Raw genomic sequence first — 20,560 nt, 5'->3', positions numbered from 1 at the left:
AATGGAAACCGTGAAATTTCCAGGATACTGCGTGGCAGTTTTTTCATCAAGAATGACCCCGTTCATAAAAAATCCTTCCGCGCAGGAAGGAATTTTTCGTTTGGCAAAGATAAACTAAATAAATTTAGCAGGGAAACGCCTTTCAGTCAACTTTCGTCCAGGTTTGGGTTTTGCGCAGGCCTTCTACAAATTCATAAAACATCTGCAGTTTTTCGGTGCCGTGTTTTCCGTAATCTTCGATCTCTTTTGTGCTGCCGTCAGCAAAAGTAATTCTAAGTTTTGAAGTAGGGAGGTCGGTTACATTTTTGTTGCCGTAATAGGTTTTCAGCGTCTTCACATCAAGGTCGTCGAGCATTGAGATCATTTTTTGATAGTCAGTTGGTGTGATGGTGGCTGTGAAAATCCCTTCTTTTGGTCCGGAAAATTCGTCTTTTGAACGGCCTTCTGTAAATGTGAACCTTTCAGCATCAATCACCGCAGTGCGATCTGGATTCACAGTCATTTTATAAATCGGACAAAAACCAAAGCAAGCGCCGGCTTCATACTCAATTTTTGAATATTTAGAAGCATTACCGGCCGTGCAGGCCATTAGAACTAAAGCGGAAAAAAGGGCTGCTATTAATTTCATTTTTAAATTTTTCAAAAGCCATCTCAACTACTATTCCAAAAAAAACCGGAACTGAGTCCGGCCTGTGTTTTTATCTGAATTGGTTTATCCGTGCAGTTTCTTCCAGATTGCATCTTTAAGTTCCATCAAGCCTTCCTGAGTAACCGCTGAAAAGAAGATTGGCTGGCGGTTTTCAGGGAATTTACCTGAAATTTCCTTCTTTAATTCTTCATCCAGCATATCTGCTTTAGAGACCGAAACAATGAAATCTTTATCTAAAAGCTCGGGATTGAATTTTTTAAGTTCATTCTCGAGAATCTCAAATTCTTTCAAATAATCTTCAGCATCCGCCGGAATAAGGAAAAGTAAAATAGAGTTACGTTCGATATGTCTCAAAAATCGGTGTCCCAAGCCTTTACCTTCCGCCGCACCTTCGATGATGCCAGGAATATCGGCCATTACGAAAGATTTGTAATTCCGGTAATCTACGATCCCGAGATTCGGTGTAAGCGTGGTGAAGGCGTAATCTGCAATTTTAGGCTTCGCTGCGGAAACCGCTGCCAACAAAGTAGATTTTCCGGCATTCGGAAAGCCGACAAGACCAACGTCTGCCAATAATTTAAGCTCAAAAGTGATATAACCTTCCTCACCGGGCAACCCTGGCTGCGCATAGCGCGGCGTCTGATTGGTTGCTGACTTAAAATGTTCATTACCTAAACCGCCTTTTCCGCCGTGCATCAGGATGATTTCCTGGCCGTCTTCCAGGATTTCAGCGATTACTTCACCGTCTTCATTTTTCGCGATGGTGCCAATGGGAACTTCGATATAAACATCTTCGCCGTACGCGCCGGTAAGCTGGTTTTTGGAGCCGTTTTGCCCACGTTCAGCTTTGATGTGACGTGTAAAACGCAGTGGCAGCAGCGTCCATTCGTGCGCGTTACCTTTCATGATCACGTGGCCGCCGCGCCCGCCGTCGCCACCATCGGGACCGCCTTTGGGAATATATTTTTCACGGCGAAGGTGCGCTGAGCCTGCACCGCCATGGCCACTTTTGCAGTGGATCTTTACGTAATCTACGAAATTTGACATTTATATCTGATATTTATTGAATTTGAAGAATGTTCTGCTATGAAGCTAAAGACAGTCTCAAATTATTTTACTTTGTCTACTTCGGCAAAAAGTTTGGCCGAAATTTCATCTATCTCTCCCACGCCATTTACCTCTACATATTTACCCTGCTGCTTGTACAGTTCTGCTACTTCGGCTGTTTTCAGGTAATATTCTTTGATGCGGTTCCGAATAATTTCTTCGTTAGAATCGTCAGTCCGGCCGCTGGTTTCACCTCTTTTCAGAAGTCTCTGCACCAGCACTTCATCATCTACAACCAGGGAAAGGCAAACTGTAATTTCTGCATCCAACTGGTCTTTTACGATTTTTTCCAGTGCTTCCGTTTGATTCGTGGTGCGCGGATAACCATCAAAAATAAAACCTTCGGTATCTGTGGTTTTTCTTAATTCTTCAATCAGCATATCCGTGGTCACCTGGTCCGGAACTAAATGTCCCTGGTCTATATAGGATTTGGCCATTTTGCCAAGTTCAGTTTCATTTTTCATATTGAAACGGAAGAGGTCGCCTGTTGAAATCTGTTTTAGGTTATATTTTTCTATCAGATGCTGCGCCTGTGTGCCTTTGCCGCTACCCGGAGGACCGAAGAGAACGATGTTTATCATTATTATTTATTGAAAATTTGACATTTTTATGTGTGGCCTTGAATTGACGTTAATTATTCATTTATTCTGCCTTCTTCAAGCTGATACAGGTCTTTAAGGTTGCGGCCCAGTTCATCATAATCCAAGCCGTAGCCGAGAACAAATTTGTTTGGGATTTCTTTTCCGATGTAATCCAGCTTAAAATCTTTCTTATACACATCAGGCTTAAGCAGAAATGAAGCCAGTTTCACAGATTTTGGGCGTTGCGTCTCCGTAAAATATTTAAACAGACTTTCCACCGTATTTCCTGTGTCCACGATGTCTTCAACCAAAATAATGTGACGGTCTTTGATGTCTTTCGTAAGTTCCATTTTTTGGTACACAATTCCCGTAGACTGCGTGCCGGCGTAAGAACTCATCTGTATGAAGGCAATCTCGCATTTGCCGGGATAGTGCTTCAGCAGGTCTGAAAAAAACATGATCACGCCATTCAGTACGCCAACGAAAATGGGTGTTTCGTCTTTGTAATCTTCATAGATTTTCTGCGCTGTGGCTTTTACGATTTCCTGTATTTCTGCATCCCGCAGGTAAGGGATAAAGGTTTTGTCGTGAATTTGAATTGATTCCATAGGTTTTTTCCAAAGCGCAAATTTAGGCATTTTTTAAGGAATTTTTTTTCTAAAGATTTTGTGGTCTAATCTTGAGATTACTCAATTTCATAACTATAAAATCCTCCTTATTCTTTGCCTGCCTTTTTTTAATAATCTATTTTTGCACAAACCAATATTAAACCAATATTTTATGTCAACATACGTGGTGGTGGGTCTGCAGTACGGCGATGAAGGTAAGGGCAAGATAACCGATGTCCTTTCAGCTAAATCTGATTATGTGGTACGCTTTCAGGGCGGCGATAACGCCGGCCATACCGTTTACGCGGGAGAAGAGAAGTTTGTTTTGCACCTTTTGCCGTCGGGTGTTTTGCAATGCAGGGGCAAATGTATCATCGCAAATGGTGTGGTGGTGAACCCTAAAGCTTTCCTGAAAGAAATTGGTCAGATCGAAGAAAAAGGTCTTAAAACAGACCACGTTTTCATAAGCCGCCGCGCGCATGTCATCATGCCCTACCATATTTTACTCGACACGTACCGTGAGGAAGAGGCGGGCGGAACCCACATCGGAACCACGAAAAAAGGCATCGGACCGTGCTATGAAGACAAGATCGCGCGTGTGGGCATCCGCATGATTGATTTGCTGAATCCGGAGGTCTTAGCTGAAAAAATCCAGAAAAATTTAAAGATAAAAAATTCGCTCTTCGAGAAATATTTTGAGAAGCCAGCACTGGAGTTTGATGAAATTTATAACGAATTCCTGCAACTTGGTGAGAAACTTCGGGACCGCATTGTGGATACGGAAGTGGAGCTGAACGAGGCGATTCGTGATAACAAAAATATTTTGTTCGAAGGTGCGCAGGCTGCCATGCTCGATATTGATTTCGGGACCTATCCGTTCGTTACGTCATCTTCTCCTACAACCGGCGGCGTATGTTCAGGCGCCGGCGTTCCACCGACAAGTCTGCAAAATCTCATCGGCGTAGCCAAAGCTTACACCACGCGTGTCGGCGAAGGTCCTTTCCCCACGGAGCTTGATAACGAATTGGGCGAAAAGATCAGAAAAATTGGTTTTGAATTTGGAGCTACCACCGGAAGACCGCGCAGAACGGGTTGGCTGGATTTGGTTTCGCTGAAACACGCCACGATGATCAACGGGATCAATAATTTAGTAATTACAAAACTGGATGTGCTTTCAGGGATTTCTCCGCTTAAAATCGCGACGAAATACCGCACCGAAGACGGCAAGATCATCGATTATTTCACATCATCTACAACCAAACTTTACAATTACGAGCCTATTTACGAAGAACTTGAAGGTTGGGACGAGGACATCACGCATGCACGAAGCTATGACGAATTGCCGCTAAACGCGAAAAAGTATATCGAGTTTATTGAGCACCATCTCGGGATCAATGTTTATCTGGTTTCGGTAGGGCCGGAAAGAAGCCAGAACATCATCAGGAAAGAATTATTCTAAAAATATAAAGCTGCGGATTCCGCAGCTTTTTTTCATTATAATCGGTTTACGAATATTTCTCGTACGCTTTCCGCAATTTTTCGTCGTATTTGTTCTGCTTATAGGCCGGACCGTTATATTTCTTCGCAACATTCGCCCAGTTCTTGTTGCGGAGATCGGTCATGATATTGTTGATCTCCAAAAATTTGCCGAACGCTTTCAGATGTTCGCGTTCATGAATGTGCATTCGGTCTACAAAATCCTGCACAGATGCGTATCCCAAGCTTTTCGCATGAAATCCCATGATCTGGAAACTGCCCCACGAACATGAAGCCAGCGCGGCCTCTTTTACTTTGGGATCGCTGCTGATGGCGATCGCTTCATCAAGTCGGTCATATTCTTTCGCGCCGCCCAGGTAGAAGGCTTTGGTCCATTTTTCATAAAGCACGTTTCTATTTGAACTGGTCAGCATTTTTTCCGGTTTCAAGGCTCTTTTCTTAAGTTGTTGCCAGAAAATATGCCCTTCGAAAAGGATTTTTGGTTTGCCGTTTATCAAAAAACCCTTTCCGCAACTTTCCACCTCGTTTACGGCTTTCACCGCGGCGAGTTCAAGATTAAAACTTTTAGCAAAATCTTTCAGATCCTGCTCGCTGAGGAAAAGATCGTTCGTCTTGAAGATCTTACTACTCTTATCCAGCAGTACTTGCCAGGTTTTCATACCTACCACGCCATCTACAACAAGCGCGTTTTTTTTCTGGAAATCTTTCACGGCTGCATCCACCTCAGTCGTAAAAGAATTTGAAATCCTGATGGGGTAGCCTAATTTACTGAGCATCTCACACAGCGTGAAAACCGCTGCGTTTTTCGATTTTAGTTTAAGTGTGTTCATGGTATTGTGTTTAGTTTTACAAATGCAGTGCTTGAACAGGAAAAAGAAGTGGGAATTTGTCTTTTAATTGGAAAAATATAAATTTTTATGATCAAAATTATGAAATTAATTAGTTGATTTGTTCTAAATGTATCATTTTATTAGTGACATTCAGTGGTTTATATAAATCATACAATCTGAAGCATTTACTTTAGTTCTGGTATGTATTATGATGTAAATAACAGTTTTTTAATATTGATGTAAATGTGGTAGTAGAATTGCTTTAATTTTATTGATGATATACCAATTATTTTAGATTGGTATTGATATCGAAAACGTTAGTTAACCTTTAAATTTTTAATGTTATGAAAAATTATTCAACCTTCGCACAGGAAGACCGGCTTACAGAGCTGCTTTTCGAAAACCGAAATAAAAATTACGGCGCCTACGCATTACGGAAAGAACATGGAGCTGTGCAGCAGAAAGCGATGTTCATCGGCATCGCAATATTTGCCGCTATAAGCCTGACTCCACTTGTGATCAATTCCTTTATGCACAAAGATGTGAATGTAACTTCGGATAAAGGCGGATTTGATTTAACGCCAATAGATGAGGTTCCGGAAGTTCAACCTCCGGCAGAAATAGTGAAACCGCCCGCAGAGACGCAGGTCTCCACTGTGAAAATCGAGGTTCCGACACCCACGAAAAACCCACCGGTGGAAACGCCACCGCCTTCAGTTAGCGAAATCAACAATACCAATATTGGTCTCGATAATATTAAGGGCGAAGATAAGGTCACGAGCTATGTGCCGCCGGTAACTGCACCGAATGTTGGAGTCGCTCCAGTTGCGCCTGTGGCACTGGTTTCAAACGAACCTGTGACCGTCGTTGACGTTGAGGCGGGTTTCGCAGGCGGAATCAATTCTTTCAGAACTAAGGTGGTGCAAAACTTCAATGCAGACAAATTTGATGGCAGCGGTGACCTGATGCGGACTACGGTGACTTTCATCGTAGAGAAAGACGGAACCATCTCAAACATAAAAGCGAATGGTAAGGATGCCGCCTTCAATGCCGAAGCCGAAAAAACTATTAAAAAAATCAAAGGAAACTGGACGCCGGCAAAACTGAAAGGTCAAAATGTTCGAAGCTATTTCAAGTTCCCGATCAGTATGCAGTTTGAATAATCGGGCAAATAACTGATCAATCTCATCTTATCCACAAAAACCCGCTTTTTGTGGATAATTTTTTTATTGTCTAAAATATTCATTTTCAGTGAGGTGTGTACAATCTGAAAATGCATGTAGCTTTGAAAAGTGAGAAAAAAGTGTACTTTTGAGGATTAAATTTTAAAAGAATGGCTAAAATAATCGGCGTTGCAAATCAGAAGGGTGGGGTAGGAAAAACTACTACGGCCGTTAACCTGGCTGCTGCACTCGGAGTGTTGGAAAAGAAAATCTTACTTATAGATGCTGATCCGCAGGCCAATGCAACTTCCGGTTTAGGGATTGACGAAGCGGGAAATTCCACTTACGATTTGCTTGAACACAGCGCCGATGCACGCAGCTGCGTACAGAAAACCGCATCGCCAAATCTGGATATAATACCGTCACATATCGACCTTGTAGCTGCCGAAATAGAGCTTGTAGACCGCGAAAACCGCGAATACATGCTGAAAAACGCGCTAAAAGACATTCGTGATGACTATGATTTTATCATTATTGACTGTGCGCCAAGTTTAGGGCTGATTACAATTAATGCGCTTACTGCGGCGGATGCTGTCATCATTCCGATTCAATGCGAGTATTTTGCACTTGAAGGTTTGGGTAAATTATTAAATACCATTAAAAACGTACAGAAAATCCATAACAAAGATCTCGATATCGAAGGTTTGCTGCTTACAATGTACGATTCGCGCCTTCGCCTTTCAAACCAGGTTGTAGAAGAGGTGAACGCACACTTCCCGGAAATGGTTTTCGAAACGGTGATCAGCCGGAATGTACGCCTCAGCGAAGCACCGAGTTTCGGGGAAAGTATCCTTAATTATGATGCCGAAAGCAAAGGCGCCATCCAATATTTGCAGCTGGCTGAAGAAGTACTGCTGAAAAATGATAACTTAGTAGGTGCAAAAGCCTGATAAAAAGTTGTTTTTAATAAACATATGAGAGACAAGAAAAGAGCGATGGGGCGCGGACTAGGCGCGATATTGAGTGCTGAATCCAAGGCAAGTGTGAATTCGGCAACAGACGCGGGCGCTGATAAATTCGTAGGCAATATTGTGGAAGTGCCGCTGGAGGATATTTACCCAAACGCTACACAGCCACGTACCTATTTCGATGAAAAAGCACTGCAGGAACTAGCCGAGTCTATCAAAAGCCTGGGCATCATTCAGCCGGTGACATTGCGCAAAGATGGCAACCGCTTCGAAATTATTTCAGGTGAACGGAGATTCCGCGCGAGTAAGATTGCCGGTTTGGAAACCATTCCGGCATATATCCGTTTGGTCAATGATCAGGAACTGCTCGAGATGGCTTTGGTTGAAAATATTCAGCGTGAAGACCTCGATGCGATCGAGATTGCGCTTACTTATCAGAGGCTTTTAGATGAGATTGGCATGACACAGGAAAACCTGAGTCAGCGTGTTGGTAAAGAACGGAGTTCCATTACGAATTCTATCCGGTTGTTGCGATTGAGTCCCGAGATTCAGGATGCGATTCGGGGTGGTGAGATCTCCGCAGGACATGGCCGCGCGATCATTAGTTTAGACGAGCCGGCGAAGCAAAATGAGCTTTTTCAAAAAATAGTCGATCAGAAACTCAGCGTAAGACAGGCTGAACAGGAATCTGCCAAACTTAAGAATAATGCCACCGCTGCGGTGAGACAAAAGGCTGCGCTTCCAAATAATTTCAAGAAAGCCGAGAAAAACCTAGCCGATATTCTGGAAGTGAAAGTGGAGATCAAAGCTGCCGCGAACGGAAAAAAAGGCAAGATCGTCCTCGATTTCAAGAATGAGCAGGAACTAGAAAACATCCTTTCCCATTTCAGATGATGTACAAATTTTTCGTGCTTTCATTTCTAATTTGCAGCATGCAAATCTTCGCGCAGATAAGTCCGAAAGACACCATTCGCGTTGAAAATTATCCGCGCGATTCCGTTTCTGCCACGACGCCGAAATCTGAGATTGAAGTATATGCCGATATTGAGGAATCTAATGCGCCTGTTGCAGTTCAAAAATTTAATCCCACAAAAGCAGGACTTTATTCCGCGGTACTGCCGGGTTTAGGACAATATTACAACCGAAAGTACTGGAAGATTCCGATTGTTTGGGGAGGAATAGGCACAGGAATCGGCATTACGCTGTGGAACCAGAAGCAATATAACCGTTATCGCGATGCATTTGTAGCACAATTGAACGGGCAAACGCACGAGTTTTCCGATATTCCCGGCATCACGGCGGAAGCGTTGGGGCGCACCCAGGACCGGGCCCGCCGCCAGCGCGATTATGCAATTGCTGTCACGGCGCTGGTTTATGTGCTGAATATTGTAGATGCCGTGGTAGATGCGCATCTTTATGAAGGCCGAAAAGATCCGGATCTGGCTTTAAATCCAACCTTTATTTTCGATGAATTCAGTTCCGACAATTCAAAAGCAGGACTGAGTTTTACATATAAATTCTAAAATTAAAAATGAAAATAGCACTTGTAGGTTACGGCAAAATGGGCAAAATAATCGATGGTATCGCCACATCGCGCGGCCACGAAATTGTGTCGCGGCTCAATGAAACGCCTACTTCAGAAATCCTGAATGATCCGGATGTTGTAATTGAGTTTTCAAATCCTGAAGTTGCTTTTCAAAACATAAAAACCTGCCTGGAGCAAAGTATTCCGGTAATTTGCGGAACAACCGGATGGTTAACTCAAAAGCCCGAAGTGGAGCGGATAGCGGCCGCAAACAATACTTCATTCCTGTATGGATCCAATTTCAGTCTCGGCGTAAACCTGTTTTTTGCGCTGAATGAAAAACTGGCTGACCTGATGAAAAACCTCGGTGAGTATAATGTACAGCTTGAAGAGATTCACCACACGCACAAGAAAGATGCACCGAGCGGCACCGCGATTTCCTTGGCTGAAGGCATCATTAAAAATAACCCAAACTTTTCGGCCTGGAAACTTGAAGAAACCGCGGAGGACCAGCTGGGGATCTTTGCCATTCGCGAAGATGAGGTGCCGGGTACGCACAGCGTTTTTTACCGAAGTGATGTTGATGAAATCGAAATAAAACATACTGCCTTCAGCCGTGATGGTTTTGCGCTTGGAGCCGTAATCGCCGCAGAATGGATTCAGGGAAAAACGGGAAATTTCACCATGAACGATGTGCTTTTCGGGTAAAATAGGCTTCTGTACCACCACATTCCCGGATTTCATGTAACAAAAGGCCATCTTTGCAGCACTAATTCGCAACTTCAGCCTGCTAAAACTCTTAATTATGAATTATTTTCTTACCTACGCGGTCTATGTCCTCATCTTATCAGTATTGATGGGACTTTCTACGTGGAAACTATTTAAAAAAATGGGTTACAATCCGCTTTTTGCGTTTGTACCTTTCTATAATTATTTCGTTATTCAAAAAGAAACCGGTCACCCGAAATGGTGGGTTGCCATCGCGTATCTACCGATTGTTGGCCCGATCATGATGACGGTTTTCCATCTTTTTTTAATGAAACACTTTGGCAAAAGCAGTTTCAGCCAACAGTTGCTGACGGTTATTTTGCCTTTCCTCTATATGGCCTTCGTTAACTATTCTAAAGATGCCGAAGTTCATAAGGAAGACGAATTATATCTAACGGAAGAAGAAAAACAGGGCAAAAAGAAAGAATCGTTTGTAGGTTCGATCACTTTTGCAGTGGTTTTTGCGACAATAGTTCACGTTTTTGTGACGCAGCCTTTCGGCATCCCGACAGGATCGATGGAAAGAACACTTCTGGTGGGCGACTTCCTGTTTGTGAATAAATGGACTTACGGTTTCAGAATGCCGATGCGTCCGGTTGCGATTCCTTTCCTGCAGGGAACGATAATGGATACCGGCGAAAAAGGCAATCCAAAAGATGATCCTAAATCTTATGTTGAGGGCATCAAACTTCCTTATGAGCGCATTTTCCAGTTTAAAAAACCACAGAAAAACGACATCGTAGTTTTCAACTATCCACAAGATTCGGTGCATAAGGCCATCGACAGGATGGATCCATATGTAAAACGTTGTGTGGCGGTTGCGGGTGACATAATCGAGATGCGCGCGGGCAGACTGTTTGTGAATGGTAAACCAGAGACAATTCTTGGTGACCAGCAAAAGCAACACAAATTCATCGCCGTGACCGGCAGTCAACTCGATATTCCGTCGCTTTACAGACAATACGGTTTTCTGCCGGTGCAGGAAATTCAGACGCAGACCGGTTTTATGTACGATTTTCAGGGACTGACGGATCAGACCGCGCGTGAGATCAAGGCTTTGCCACAAATCATAGAACTGCGGGAACATATTTGGCCAAAAGATTCTGCGGCGGTGGCTTACAAAGTAAACTCGACGCGTGATGCTTACACGAAGAATATCGATACTACACAATCCATCTTTCCGGTAAATAAAAAATGGAATCAGGATTGGTATGGCCCATTGAAAATCCCGAAAAAAGGCGATGTGGTAACTTTAAACCAGGAAACTTTGCCCGAGTATCAGTGGATTATATCAGAATATGAACACAATAAACTTGAAAACCGCAACGGTAAAATTTTCATCAATGGAAAGGAAACCACGCAGTACACCATTCAGCAGGATTATTATATGATGATTGGTGACAACCGCGATGCATCGCTGGATGCGCGTTTCTTTGGTTTTGTGCCGGAAGAGAATATCGTGGGAAGCCCGATGTTCACGTGGCTAAGCGTGGAAGGACTTTTCGCGGACAAGAGTTCAAGCTACCAGCCTGAAGGCAAGAAAGTGCGTTGGGACCGAATGTTTAAGGCAACAAACACCGGTGAGGCCCACAAAACCTCGTATTGGTGGGTTGCAGCCTTGATACTGATTCTCTTTTTCGGTTGGGATTACATTGCACGTTTATTTAAGAAAAAACCAAAAGAAGACTAATTCTCAGGAGCTTTTACCCGCTGTCCGCTATATCTTTTGCTCCGCTACGCTCTGCAAAAGGATGCCGCTGCCATCGGGGCTAGGGAGAATTTCCCAATTACAGAACCTTCAATATTTTGACATACATGAAAGTCCTTTTACCCATATTTTACCTACCGCCAATCTCGTGGTTTTCAGTTTTTCACAATGCTGAAGAGGTTTATTTTGAACAGTTCGAGAACTTTCCGAAGCAAACCTATCGAAACAGAACGGTGATTTATGGCGCCAACGGGCGCCTGCCGCTTATCATTCCGATAAGCCACAAGGGAACGCGTGCGCTGAACACGATTGAGATTTCCGAACGTGAAGACTGGCGAAGCCTGCATTGGAAATCTATTAAAAATGCTTACCAGAGTTCACCTTATTTTGAGTTCTACGAAGATCGTTTAGCCGAAATTTTCAGTTTTACAAGCAGTTCGTTAGTAGATTTTAATCTGAACGCAATCAGCATCATCCAGAAAATTTTAAAAACAGAAAAACAGTTTCATTTAACTAATAGCTACGAATTTACTCCAATACAGCAGGATTTCAGGTCTGAATTTTCGGCAAAACAACCGAGTGCGTTTGAGCTTGAAGAGTACTATCAGACATTTTCGGATAAATTCGGATTTGAGCCGGATCTGTCTGTAATCGATCTTATTTGTAACAAAGGCCCTGAAACTTTGACTTATATCAAAAATATTATCACCAAATAATTATTAAGAATGAAGAAAATATTGTTGGCTGCCTCTTTTATGAGCGGGATGGTAGCGTTTGCACAAAATACCGCTGAGGCGCTTGATCCGATGAAAGACCGGGACTTGATGACCTGGTATCATAAGGATTTCTCGTCCGCAAATGTGTATGGCGTAAATACAGAGAACGCATACAAATATCTTGAAAGCAAAGGTCTAAAGGCTAAACCGGTAATTGTTGGGGTTTTAGACAGCGGTGTGGAAGTAGATCACCCGGGACTCGTAAAAAATATGTGGACCAACCCCAACGAAATACCAAACAACGGCAAAGACGACGATAAAAATGGCTATATAGATGACATTCACGGCTGGAATTTCATCGGCGGAAAAAACGGTGATATCGATGTAGATAACATGGAAGTTACGCGGATCGTCAAAAAATATCAGTCGGTTTTCGAAGGTCCGGATTCTGCGGTGAACAAAGCAAATCAGGCTAAGATGCCCGAAGAATTTTCGATGTATATGAAGTCCAAAGAGATTTTCACCAAAAAAAGCATTGAGGCAAAACAGGGTTACGAAACGTATGCGAGGATCCAGAAGATGATCCCATCAATGGTAGCCATGCTGAACGGCCAGAACCTATCCGCGGAAGCTGTCAGTTCCATCAAACCTTCAACTCAGGAGCAGGCAATGGCGGTTTCCGTCCTTAGCCAGGTGGCAATGGATCCTTCTGTGCGCGGAAAATCACCTTCGGAAGTGAAGACATTCCTTGAGGCGCAAATGAAAGAGGCACTTGATTATTATGGTCCGCAGGCTACGAAACAGTATAATCTTGAGTTTGATCCCCGTGCTCAGATAGTAGGTGACCGCTACGATGATTATTCGGAGAAATATTACGGGAATAACAACTATGAAGGACCGGATGCTCAGCACGGAACTCACGTTGCCGGAATTATTGCAGGTTTACCAAACGGTACCGAAACTCAATATGGAGTAGGATATAAAACCGCAAAGATAATGACGGTGAGAACCGTTCCGAACGGAGACGAACGTGACAAGGACGTTGCAAATGCTATCCGATATGCGGTTGACAACGGTGCTAGAATTTTGAATATGAGTTTTGGCAAGCCGGTTTCTCCCGGAAAGAACGTCGTTTGGGACGCATTCAAATATGCGCAGGATAAAGGTGTTTTGCTTGTAAAAGCTGCCGGAAACGAGAATGAGGATATCGCGGAAAATGTTTACTTCCCTACGAATTTTAAAAATGCTTCGGATCCGAAATCTTTTGTTGATAACATGATCGTGGTAGGAGCATCAACCAATAACAACGAGTTTCTGAGAGCAGGTTTCTCAAATTACAACCAGAAAATGGTGGATGTATTTGCGCCGGGTGAGAAGATTTACTCTACGGTTCCAGACGGCAAATACGAATATCTTCAAGGTACCTCAATGGCGTCACCGGTCGTAGCGGGCGCGGCCTCTGTACTTTTGGCTTATATGCCAAACCTTACGCCGGCACAGATTATAGAAGCACTTGTGATGACTTCGAACAAATCTACTGTCAACGCGATGCTGCCATCAAATACCAACAACAGATTTGATGTGGTTTCGCGCGCCGGGGGTGTGATCGATGTAAGAAAAGCTGCGGAATATGCTTTCACTAATTTCTATAAAGCAGGTACGGCAACTAAGGCTTCACCGAAACAACCGGTGAGAAAGCCAGCGCAAAAAGCGAAAGCGCGCAAGTAAAAGGACATTTTAATATCTGAGCCCGGTTTTGTCCGGGCTTTTATATTTAAGGGTTTTTTAGAATGGCACAGTTTTTTGTAAGTGTATGGTAAATAATTTTATTACTATGAAAAATTTATTACTGGCCGGGATTTTGGGAGCATTCACCCTTTCCTGTAGTACTGCAAAGACTGCCCAATCTAACAGAGCTGAATTCTTGAAGCTGAAGGGCGACTGGGAACTTACAAGCGTGAATTACGACAATAACTATAAAGTAAAACCCTTTGATGAAGGTGCTGACGCGCAGTGCTTCGTTGGAAGCCACTGGAGACTGATCCCGAACAACTGGAGCGGTTCATACACCCTAAATGGTGGCGGTGCATGCCCGAGCGTAATTCAGCCGATCAAGTTTGAAGTAGTGAACGGAAATGAATTTAAATTCAAAAAACTTCTTGAAGGTTCAAAAGCAAAAGCAGTGACAGAAGGCTATTCACTTAATCTGATCAGCCAGACCGAAGACAATTTCAGTCTTGAACAGAATGTGCCGGCTGCCGGAGAAAATGTTAGAGTCGTTTATAATTTTGCGAGAACCGGAATGAAGTAATAATTATCAAAATAAAGAATATGAAAATTTTAAATAGAACTAATGTAGCCGCTCTTTTTCTATCAGCTGGTCTACTTCTGACGAGTTGTGAATCTGTACAGAACGCAAACAATCAGCAAAAAGGAACTGTAATCGGTACTGCCGCAGGTGCAGTAATCGGTGGTGTACTGGGTAACAACTTGGGGAAAGGTAAAAATGCTCCTGCAGGCGCTGTTTTAGGCGGAATAGTAGGTGGTGTTGCGGGTAATGTCATTGGCCGTAATATGGACAAGCAGGCTAAAGAAATCAAAGAAACTTTGCCGGGTGCTGAAGTGGAAAGAGTAGGAGAAGGAATTCGCGTAACCATGAAAGAGAATATGGTGAACTTTGGATTCGATTCTTCGGACCTTACGTCTTCTGCAAAAGCTAACCTTGATAAGTTGGCGGAAGTGTTAAAGAATAACCCTGATACCAATATCAATATTTACGGACATACGGACAGCAAAGGAACTGAAGCTTACAACCAGTCGCTTTCCGAAAGACGCGCCGCTTCTGTGCGAAGCTATCTTATTTCAAAAGGTGTAGCATCAAGCCGTATGATCACGATGGGCGTGGGTGAAAACGAACCTATCGCAACCAACGATACAGATGCCGGACGTGCAGAAAACCGACGTGTGGAATTTGCGATTACCGCAAATGAGGATATGATCAAAGATGCCGCTGACGGAAACTAACCAAATCACCCACATTATATTATTAAGGTCTGCTTCGGCAGGCCTTTTTTTATTTTAAAAAACACTATTTTTGTGAAACATTGCTTGCACGAATGACGAAATTTCTAAAGCTACTACGCGTGGAACAGTGGGTGAAAAACCTTTTCGTTTTTGTGCCTCTGTTCTTTTCCGGAAACATCACCAACTTAGATTTATTGCTCAAAAGCATTTTTGCTTTTGTTGTCTTTTCGATGATAGCCAGCAGCGTTTATATCTTAAATGATTATACCGATATAGAGTCGGATCGCAGGCATCCCGAGAAGAAAAACAGGCCGCTCGCCAGCGGCGCAATATCAAAAAGCACAGCGATTCTGGTTTTTATACTCCTAATGCTTTTTTCTGTAGCCTTGGTTTTCTTTGGTCACGACTATTTTGCACGCGATCTCTCCCGGTTTGCAGCAGTAATTTATTTTTATTTTGCAATGAATCTTACGTACACGTTTAAGTTAAAGCATGTAGCGATCATCGATGTTTGCATCATTTCAATAGGATTTGTTCTAAGGGTTTTGGCGGGCGGATACGCCACGGGAATTTACATTTCGCAGTGGGCAATATTGCTTACGTTTGTGCTTGCATTGGTGTTAGCGCTCGGAAAACGGCGCGGCGAACTGATCAACGCGCAGATTTCGGGGAAAACCCGCCGTGCACTTGATGGCTACAATGTACAGTTTGCAGACATCGCGCTGAGTATCAGCTGCACATTAGCTATAATTTGCTATCTCATGTTTACGCTTTCCGCGGAAGTTCAGCAGAAATTTCACTCGCGTGTTTTTTACACGGTTATTTTTGTGGTTTTTGCTTTCCTAAGGTATCTGCAGCAGACTTTGGTGTACAACAAAACCGAATCGCCCACTAAGATTATTTACAAAGACCGTTATATTCAGATTACTCTTGTTCTTTGGCTCGCCGCATTTTTACTTCAAATTTATTTTAAGAAATGAAGGTAGATTTTGTGCAGAAAGTGAGCAACTGGGGAAATTTTCCTGTGGTGGAGAAAGAACTGAAATCTGAAGACTCTTTAATTAAAATTCAGGATTTCATAAAGTCCCGGAATGAGGTCATCGCACGCGGAAATGGCCGCTGCTACGGCGATGCTTCATTGTCAGAACATATTTTTTCGACAAAAAGACTCAATAAGTTCATCAGTTTCGATCGCCTGAACGGTATTATAGAATGTGAATCCGGCGTGATGCTTTCGGAAGTTCTGAAAGTGATTGTGCCGCAGGGGTTCTTTCTGTATGTAACTCCGGGCACAAAATTCATCACCGTTGGTGGTGCAATAGCTTCTGATGTTCACGGAAAAAATCATCACGCTGAAGGCTGCTTTTCAGAGTACATTATTGATTTTTCGCTGTTGAATGAAACCGGTGAGGTACTGCGCTGTTCGAGAACTGAAAATGAGGATAAATTTTGGGCAACCATCGGCGGAATGGGCCTCACGGGCATTATTTTGCAAGCCAGATTTCAGCTTAAAAACATTGAAACAGCTTACATCCGCCAGGAATCTTTGAAAGCCAGGAATTTAGATGAAATTTTCAGGCTTTTTGACGAAAGCGAAAGTTGGACGTATAATGTAGCCTGGATCGACTGTCTTCAGAAAGGCGAAAATCTCGGAAGAAGCATCCTGCTGCGTGGCGAACACGCTTTCCGCCATGAACTGGGTGCGAAAATGGTGCAAAAGCCATTAAGACTGAAAAAAAAATTCATACCGCGGATACCTTTTTATTTCCCGGGATTTGTGCTGAATAAATTCACTGTCAAATTATTCAACTATCTGTATTACAATCAACAGCGTCGTACAGAACTCAAAAATATTGTAGATTACGAATCTTTTTTTTATCCGCTGGATGTGGTGGAAGACTGGAACAGGATCTACGGCAAGGCGGGTTTCATACAATATCAAATGGTGATTCCGAAGGAAAATGGGAAAGCCGGAATGCGGAAAATTCTGGAAACTATCGCTGCTAGTGGCAACGGCTCTTTCCTGGCGGTGCTGAAACTTTTCGGGAAAAATAATCCGCTTGCGTACAATTCCTTCCCGATGGAAGGCTACACGTTGGCGCTTGATTTTAAAGTAAATTCGAAGCTGAAAAAACTCGTTTCGCAACTTGATGAAATTGTGGAAGAATTTGGTGGCCGCATTTATCTCACGAAAGACAGTATGAGCAAGCCTTCACTGACCAATTATTTGCAGAATGTGCAGAATCCTAAATTCGTGTCATTGCAGCAGAAACGTATTTCATCCAACCAGCAAAATTCTTAGCACATGATCGTCCTTGGCAGCAACTCTGAAATAGCGCAGGCTTTCGTGGAAAAAGCCCTGGAAAGCGGTGAAACCTATCCGAAAATCTATCTTTTCAGTTCAAATCCGGAAACCACAGCCAAATTTGCGCGTCATATCGATGTTAAATATTTGCAGCCATCGGAGATTTTTCCACTGGATCTGCTCGAAACAGTTAATTATTCAGCGTTTGATCATATAAGTTCCGAAGTATTGTTTTGCGCATCTGGTTTTTTGGGTCAAAACAGTGAAGAAGGACTGTACAATGAGAAAAACACCACGCAGATCATTGATATCAATTTTGCAAAGCTTATTCCCGTACTCAATTTCTTTGCGGAGAAAATGGAAAGGCAGCGCACCGGGACAATGATCGTTTTGTCTTCTGTTGCTGGTGAACGCGGAAGGCAAAGCAATTTTATATACGGCAGCGCAAAAGCAGGTCTGTCAGCGTATTTAAGTGGTTTAAGAAACTACCTTTATCCACGCAGGGTACATGTTTTGACAGTGAAACCGGGTTTTATGCAAACCAAGATGACGGAAGGACTGCCTCTGCATCCCAAACTCACCGCAACGCCGAAACAGGCCGCTGAGCTTATTTTTAAAGCTTTCAAAAACCGCAATAACGTGGTTTATGTGTTGCCGGTTTGGTCTCTGATTATGCTGATAATTAGAAATATACCCGAATTTATATTCAAGAAAATGAAGCTGTAACTGATGAAGAAACTGTATTTATTCGATTTTGACGGGACGCTGACGCATAAGGACACGATGTTTCTGTTCCTGAAATTTTACAGTACGCGAAAGTTCTATCTTCAGTTTGTGAAGCATATTCCCCTTTTTATATTGCTCAAAACAGGTCTTGCCGACGCAGAAAAAGTGAAAAAAAGTTTCATAGCGTCAGTTTTAAAAGGTGAACGGAAAACATCAATTCAAAAAAAAGCACATGACTTCTTTGAAAAGCATGGAAATGAAATTCTGCGCGAAAATGCCCTAGAATTCATCAAAAAAATAGATCATACGCAAACCCAGTCTTATATTGTGACCGCTTCGCTGGATATTTGGGTACAGCCGTTTGCGGACAGCCTGAAGATGAAGTTGCTGGCCACGCAGGCCGAATTTCGTGATGAGATCTTTACGGGAAATTTCGAAGGCAAGAACTGCAACGGCGATGAGAAAAGATGCAGGATCGAAAACGAACTTGCAGGTAAAAAGTTTGATAAAACCCTCGCATTCGGTGATACCCAGGGCGACCGCCAAATGATGGATTGGGCTGACGAAAGCCACTACAGATTTTTTCACTAATTTTATGACCTCTAAAAACCGGTAATTTACATGGACAAGATATATCTGGATAACGCCGCTACAACGCCGCTTTCAGCGGAAGTGATAGACGCAATGGTAGATGTGATGAAGGTGAACTATGGCAATCCGTCGTCCACACACAGCTTCGGGCAGGAAGCGAAGATTCTGATCGAAAATGTTCGGCGCAGCGTGGCAGATTACCTCAAAGTTTCGCCGTCAGAGATTATTTTTACCTCGTGCGGAACCGAATCGAACAACATGATCATCAAGTCATGTGTAGAACATCTGAATATAGAACGAATCATCACTTCTCCCCTCGAACACAAATGCGTGGCCGAAACCGTGCTCGACATGAAGAAACGCCGCGGTGTGGAAGTAGTTTATTTAAGACCAAACCCAGAAGGTGACATCGATTTGGATAAACTGGAAGAAGCATTGAAAAGTTCCGACAAGAAGACTTTGGTGACGCTGATGCATGCTAATAATGAAGTTGGAAATATCCTTGACATCAAGAAAACAGCCTTAATCTGCAAAGAGCACGGCGCGCTTTTCCATTCAGATACCGTGCAGACAATGGCGCATATGGAACTCGATTTTGCCGATATTCCGGTTGATTTTGCCTCCTGCTCTGCTCACAAATTCCACGGGCCGAAGGGTAGTGGTTTTGCTTTTGTGAGAAAGTCTTCGGGCTTGAAAGCCTTGATTACAGGTGGTCCGCAGGAAAGAAGTCTGCGGGCGGGCACGGAAAATGTGTGTGGAATAGTAGGTTTGGGCAAGGCTTTAGAACTTTCTATACTTCACATGACAGAATATTCCGGACATATCAAAAGCATTAAAAAATACTGTGTAGAGAGACTTACGGAAGAGATTTCGGGCGTCAAATTCAATGGCCGGAGTGCGGGAGAAGAAAGTCTTTATACCGTACTGAATGTTTTGCTTCCATTTAAAGACCCGATGATCGGTCTGAAGCTCGATATGCGCGGCATCGCGATCTCGCAGGGAAGCGCATGCTCCTCGGGCGCCGCGAAACCATCTATGGTGCTTATGATGCTGCTTAATGAAGACGAACTGGAGAACTCTACTCCGCTTCGCGTCTCATTCAGCCATCTGACCACCAAAAATGAGATTGACGCGCTGGTGACCGCCTTAAAAGAAATCGCGAAAGATTTCACTATAGAAAATACAAATTCCGCTTATAGACAGTAATTGGGCCTATTGGGTTTAATTGTTGTAATTTTGTAGCTTAATATTAATTTTAAAAATATATATAATGGCATTAGAAATCACCGATCAATCGTTTCAGGAAACGGTACTATCATCAGACAAACCAGTATTAGTAGATTTTTGGGCAGTATGGTGCGGACCGTGCAGAATGCTTGGCCCAATCGTAGAAGAACTTGCCACCGAATTCGATGGTAAAGCTGTGGTGGGTAAGGTAGATGTTGACAACAACCAGCAGGTTTCTGTAGATTACGGTATCCGCAATATCCCAACACTTCTTATCTTCAAAAATGGTGAAGTGGTTGACAAAATCGTAGGTGTGGCTCCAAAAGAGACCATTGCTGCTAAATTGTCAGCTCATTTATAAAAATTTAATGTACTGAGACTAAATGCTTTCATGTTTTGAAGGCATTTTTTTTTGCCTTAATGTTTTGTAGATAGAAAGAAAGGTGTATTTTTGCACTCACCAAAACGGAAGAAGTTCTTTAGGTATTAATGATCCGGTAGTTCAGCTGGTTAGAATGCCGCCCTGTCACGGCGGAGGTCGCGGGTTCGAGTCCCGTCCGGATCGCA

The 20,560-nt window shown here is 43.1% G+C and carries 22 protein-coding genes and 1 tRNA gene; 18 read left to right on the top strand and 5 right to left on the bottom strand.

What is annotated here, in order from left to right:
- Positions 1-142: 142 nt before the first annotated feature.
- The 4 genes from H9628_RS08435 to hpt all read right to left on the bottom strand — a co-directional run bounded on the left by H9628_RS08435 (position 143) and on the right by hpt (position 2,945).
- Positions 143-628 (bottom strand): DUF6438 domain-containing protein, encoded by a 486-nt coding sequence (locus H9628_RS08435; protein WP_251833683.1) that lies wholly within the window; start codon positions 626-628, stop codon positions 143-145.
- 84 nt (positions 629-712) lie between these two features.
- A complete protein-coding gene (gene obgE, locus H9628_RS08430; RefSeq protein ID WP_251833682.1) occupies positions 713-1,696 on the bottom strand; it encodes a GTPase ObgE in 984 nt (327 codons plus the stop codon).
- A 62-nt stretch (positions 1,697-1,758) separates the two neighbouring features.
- Positions 1,759-2,337, bottom strand: coding sequence for an adenylate kinase (locus H9628_RS08425; RefSeq protein WP_251833681.1), 579 nt, complete (start codon positions 2,335-2,337; stop codon positions 1,759-1,761).
- A 53-nt stretch (positions 2,338-2,390) separates the two neighbouring features.
- A complete protein-coding gene (hpt, locus tag H9628_RS08420) occupies positions 2,391-2,945 on the bottom strand; it encodes a hypoxanthine phosphoribosyltransferase (protein WP_251833680.1) in 555 nt (184 codons plus the stop codon).
- Between the two features lie 172 nt (positions 2,946-3,117).
- Here hpt and H9628_RS08415 point away from each other — a divergent pair, with 172 nt between their 5' ends.
- The gene (locus H9628_RS08415) at positions 3,118-4,404 is read left to right on the top strand and encodes an adenylosuccinate synthase (protein ID WP_251833679.1); all 1,287 of its coding nucleotides are present in this window, start codon (positions 3,118-3,120) and stop codon (positions 4,402-4,404) included.
- Positions 4,405-4,450: 46 nt separating this feature from the next.
- Here the strand turns inward: H9628_RS08415 and H9628_RS08410 are convergent, their stop codons facing one another.
- The gene (locus H9628_RS08410) at positions 4,451-5,272 is read right to left on the bottom strand and encodes an N-acetylmuramidase domain-containing protein (protein ID WP_251833678.1); all 822 of its coding nucleotides are present in this window, start codon (positions 5,270-5,272) and stop codon (positions 4,451-4,453) included.
- Between the two features lie 344 nt (positions 5,273-5,616).
- Between H9628_RS08410 and H9628_RS08405 the strand changes: the two genes are divergently transcribed.
- The 17 genes from H9628_RS08405 (at position 5,617) to H9628_RS08325 (ending at position 20,558) form a co-directional block, all read left to right on the top strand.
- A complete protein-coding gene (locus tag H9628_RS08405; protein ID WP_251833677.1) occupies positions 5,617-6,435 on the top strand; it encodes an energy transducer TonB in 819 nt (272 codons plus the stop codon).
- 170 nt (positions 6,436-6,605) lie between these two features.
- Positions 6,606-7,385, top strand: coding sequence for a ParA family protein (locus tag H9628_RS08400; protein WP_251833676.1), 780 nt, complete (start codon positions 6,606-6,608; stop codon positions 7,383-7,385).
- 24 nt (positions 7,386-7,409) lie between these two features.
- Complete coding sequence (locus tag H9628_RS08395) at positions 7,410-8,297, top strand: ParB/RepB/Spo0J family partition protein (RefSeq protein WP_251833675.1); 888 nt, start codon at positions 7,410-7,412, stop codon at positions 8,295-8,297.
- A gap of 38 nt (positions 8,298-8,335) precedes the next feature.
- A complete protein-coding gene (locus tag H9628_RS08390) occupies positions 8,336-8,926 on the top strand; it encodes a DUF5683 domain-containing protein (protein WP_251833674.1) in 591 nt (196 codons plus the stop codon).
- Between the two features lie 8 nt (positions 8,927-8,934).
- Complete coding sequence (gene dapB / locus H9628_RS08385) at positions 8,935-9,636, top strand: 4-hydroxy-tetrahydrodipicolinate reductase (protein WP_251833673.1); 702 nt, start codon at positions 8,935-8,937, stop codon at positions 9,634-9,636.
- Positions 9,637-9,733: 97 nt separating this feature from the next.
- A complete protein-coding gene (lepB, locus tag H9628_RS08380) occupies positions 9,734-11,386 on the top strand; it encodes a signal peptidase I (protein ID WP_251833672.1) in 1,653 nt (550 codons plus the stop codon).
- Positions 11,387-11,511: 125 nt separating this feature from the next.
- Complete coding sequence (locus H9628_RS08375) at positions 11,512-12,120, top strand: WbqC family protein (protein WP_251833671.1); 609 nt, start codon at positions 11,512-11,514, stop codon at positions 12,118-12,120.
- Positions 12,121-12,129: 9 nt separating this feature from the next.
- Positions 12,130-13,848 carry a S8 family serine peptidase gene (locus tag H9628_RS08370; protein WP_251833670.1) on the top strand — a complete coding sequence of 573 codons (1,719 nt, stop codon included), beginning with the start codon at positions 12,130-12,132 and terminating at the stop codon, positions 13,846-13,848.
- Between the two features lie 106 nt (positions 13,849-13,954).
- Positions 13,955-14,431 (top strand): lipocalin family protein, encoded by a 477-nt coding sequence (locus H9628_RS08365; RefSeq protein WP_251833669.1) that lies wholly within the window; start codon positions 13,955-13,957, stop codon positions 14,429-14,431.
- A gap of 20 nt (positions 14,432-14,451) precedes the next feature.
- Positions 14,452-15,144 (top strand): OmpA family protein, encoded by a 693-nt coding sequence (locus tag H9628_RS08360; RefSeq protein WP_251833668.1) that lies wholly within the window; start codon positions 14,452-14,454, stop codon positions 15,142-15,144.
- A 92-nt stretch (positions 15,145-15,236) separates the two neighbouring features.
- Entirely contained in the window at positions 15,237-16,124 is an 888-nt protein-coding gene (locus H9628_RS08355; protein WP_251833667.1) for a decaprenyl-phosphate phosphoribosyltransferase, read from the top strand.
- On the top strand, positions 16,121-17,446 hold the full coding sequence (locus H9628_RS08350) for an FAD-binding oxidoreductase (RefSeq protein WP_251833666.1): 1,326 nt from the start codon (positions 16,121-16,123) through the stop codon (positions 17,444-17,446). The genes H9628_RS08355 and H9628_RS08350 overlap by 4 nt, the downstream gene beginning before the upstream one ends.
- Positions 17,447-17,449: 3 nt before the next feature.
- On the top strand, positions 17,450-18,175 hold the full coding sequence (locus H9628_RS08345; RefSeq protein WP_251833665.1) for an SDR family NAD(P)-dependent oxidoreductase: 726 nt from the start codon (positions 17,450-17,452) through the stop codon (positions 18,173-18,175).
- Between the two features lie 3 nt (positions 18,176-18,178).
- Positions 18,179-18,766: an HAD-IB family hydrolase gene (locus tag H9628_RS08340; RefSeq protein ID WP_251833664.1), complete on the top strand. Its 588-nt coding sequence runs from the start codon at positions 18,179-18,181 to the stop codon at positions 18,764-18,766.
- Positions 18,767-18,796: 30 nt separating this feature from the next.
- Positions 18,797-19,972 (top strand): cysteine desulfurase family protein, encoded by a 1,176-nt coding sequence (locus H9628_RS08335; RefSeq protein ID WP_251833663.1) that lies wholly within the window; start codon positions 18,797-18,799, stop codon positions 19,970-19,972.
- 64 nt (positions 19,973-20,036) lie between these two features.
- Complete coding sequence (gene trxA / locus H9628_RS08330; protein ID WP_251833662.1) at positions 20,037-20,354, top strand: thioredoxin; 318 nt, start codon at positions 20,037-20,039, stop codon at positions 20,352-20,354.
- 130 nt (positions 20,355-20,484) lie between these two features.
- Positions 20,485-20,558: transfer RNA gene (locus H9628_RS08325), tRNA-Asp, on the top strand.
- Positions 20,559-20,560: the final 2 nt, after the last annotated feature.

This window comes from Kaistella pullorum (assembly GCF_014837035.1).
Classification (GTDB): Bacteria; Bacteroidota; Bacteroidia; order Flavobacteriales; family Weeksellaceae; genus Kaistella; species Kaistella rhinocerotis.
The sequence above is the reverse complement of the archived record's forward strand: the minus strand, read 5'-3'. Positions and strand labels throughout refer to the sequence as shown.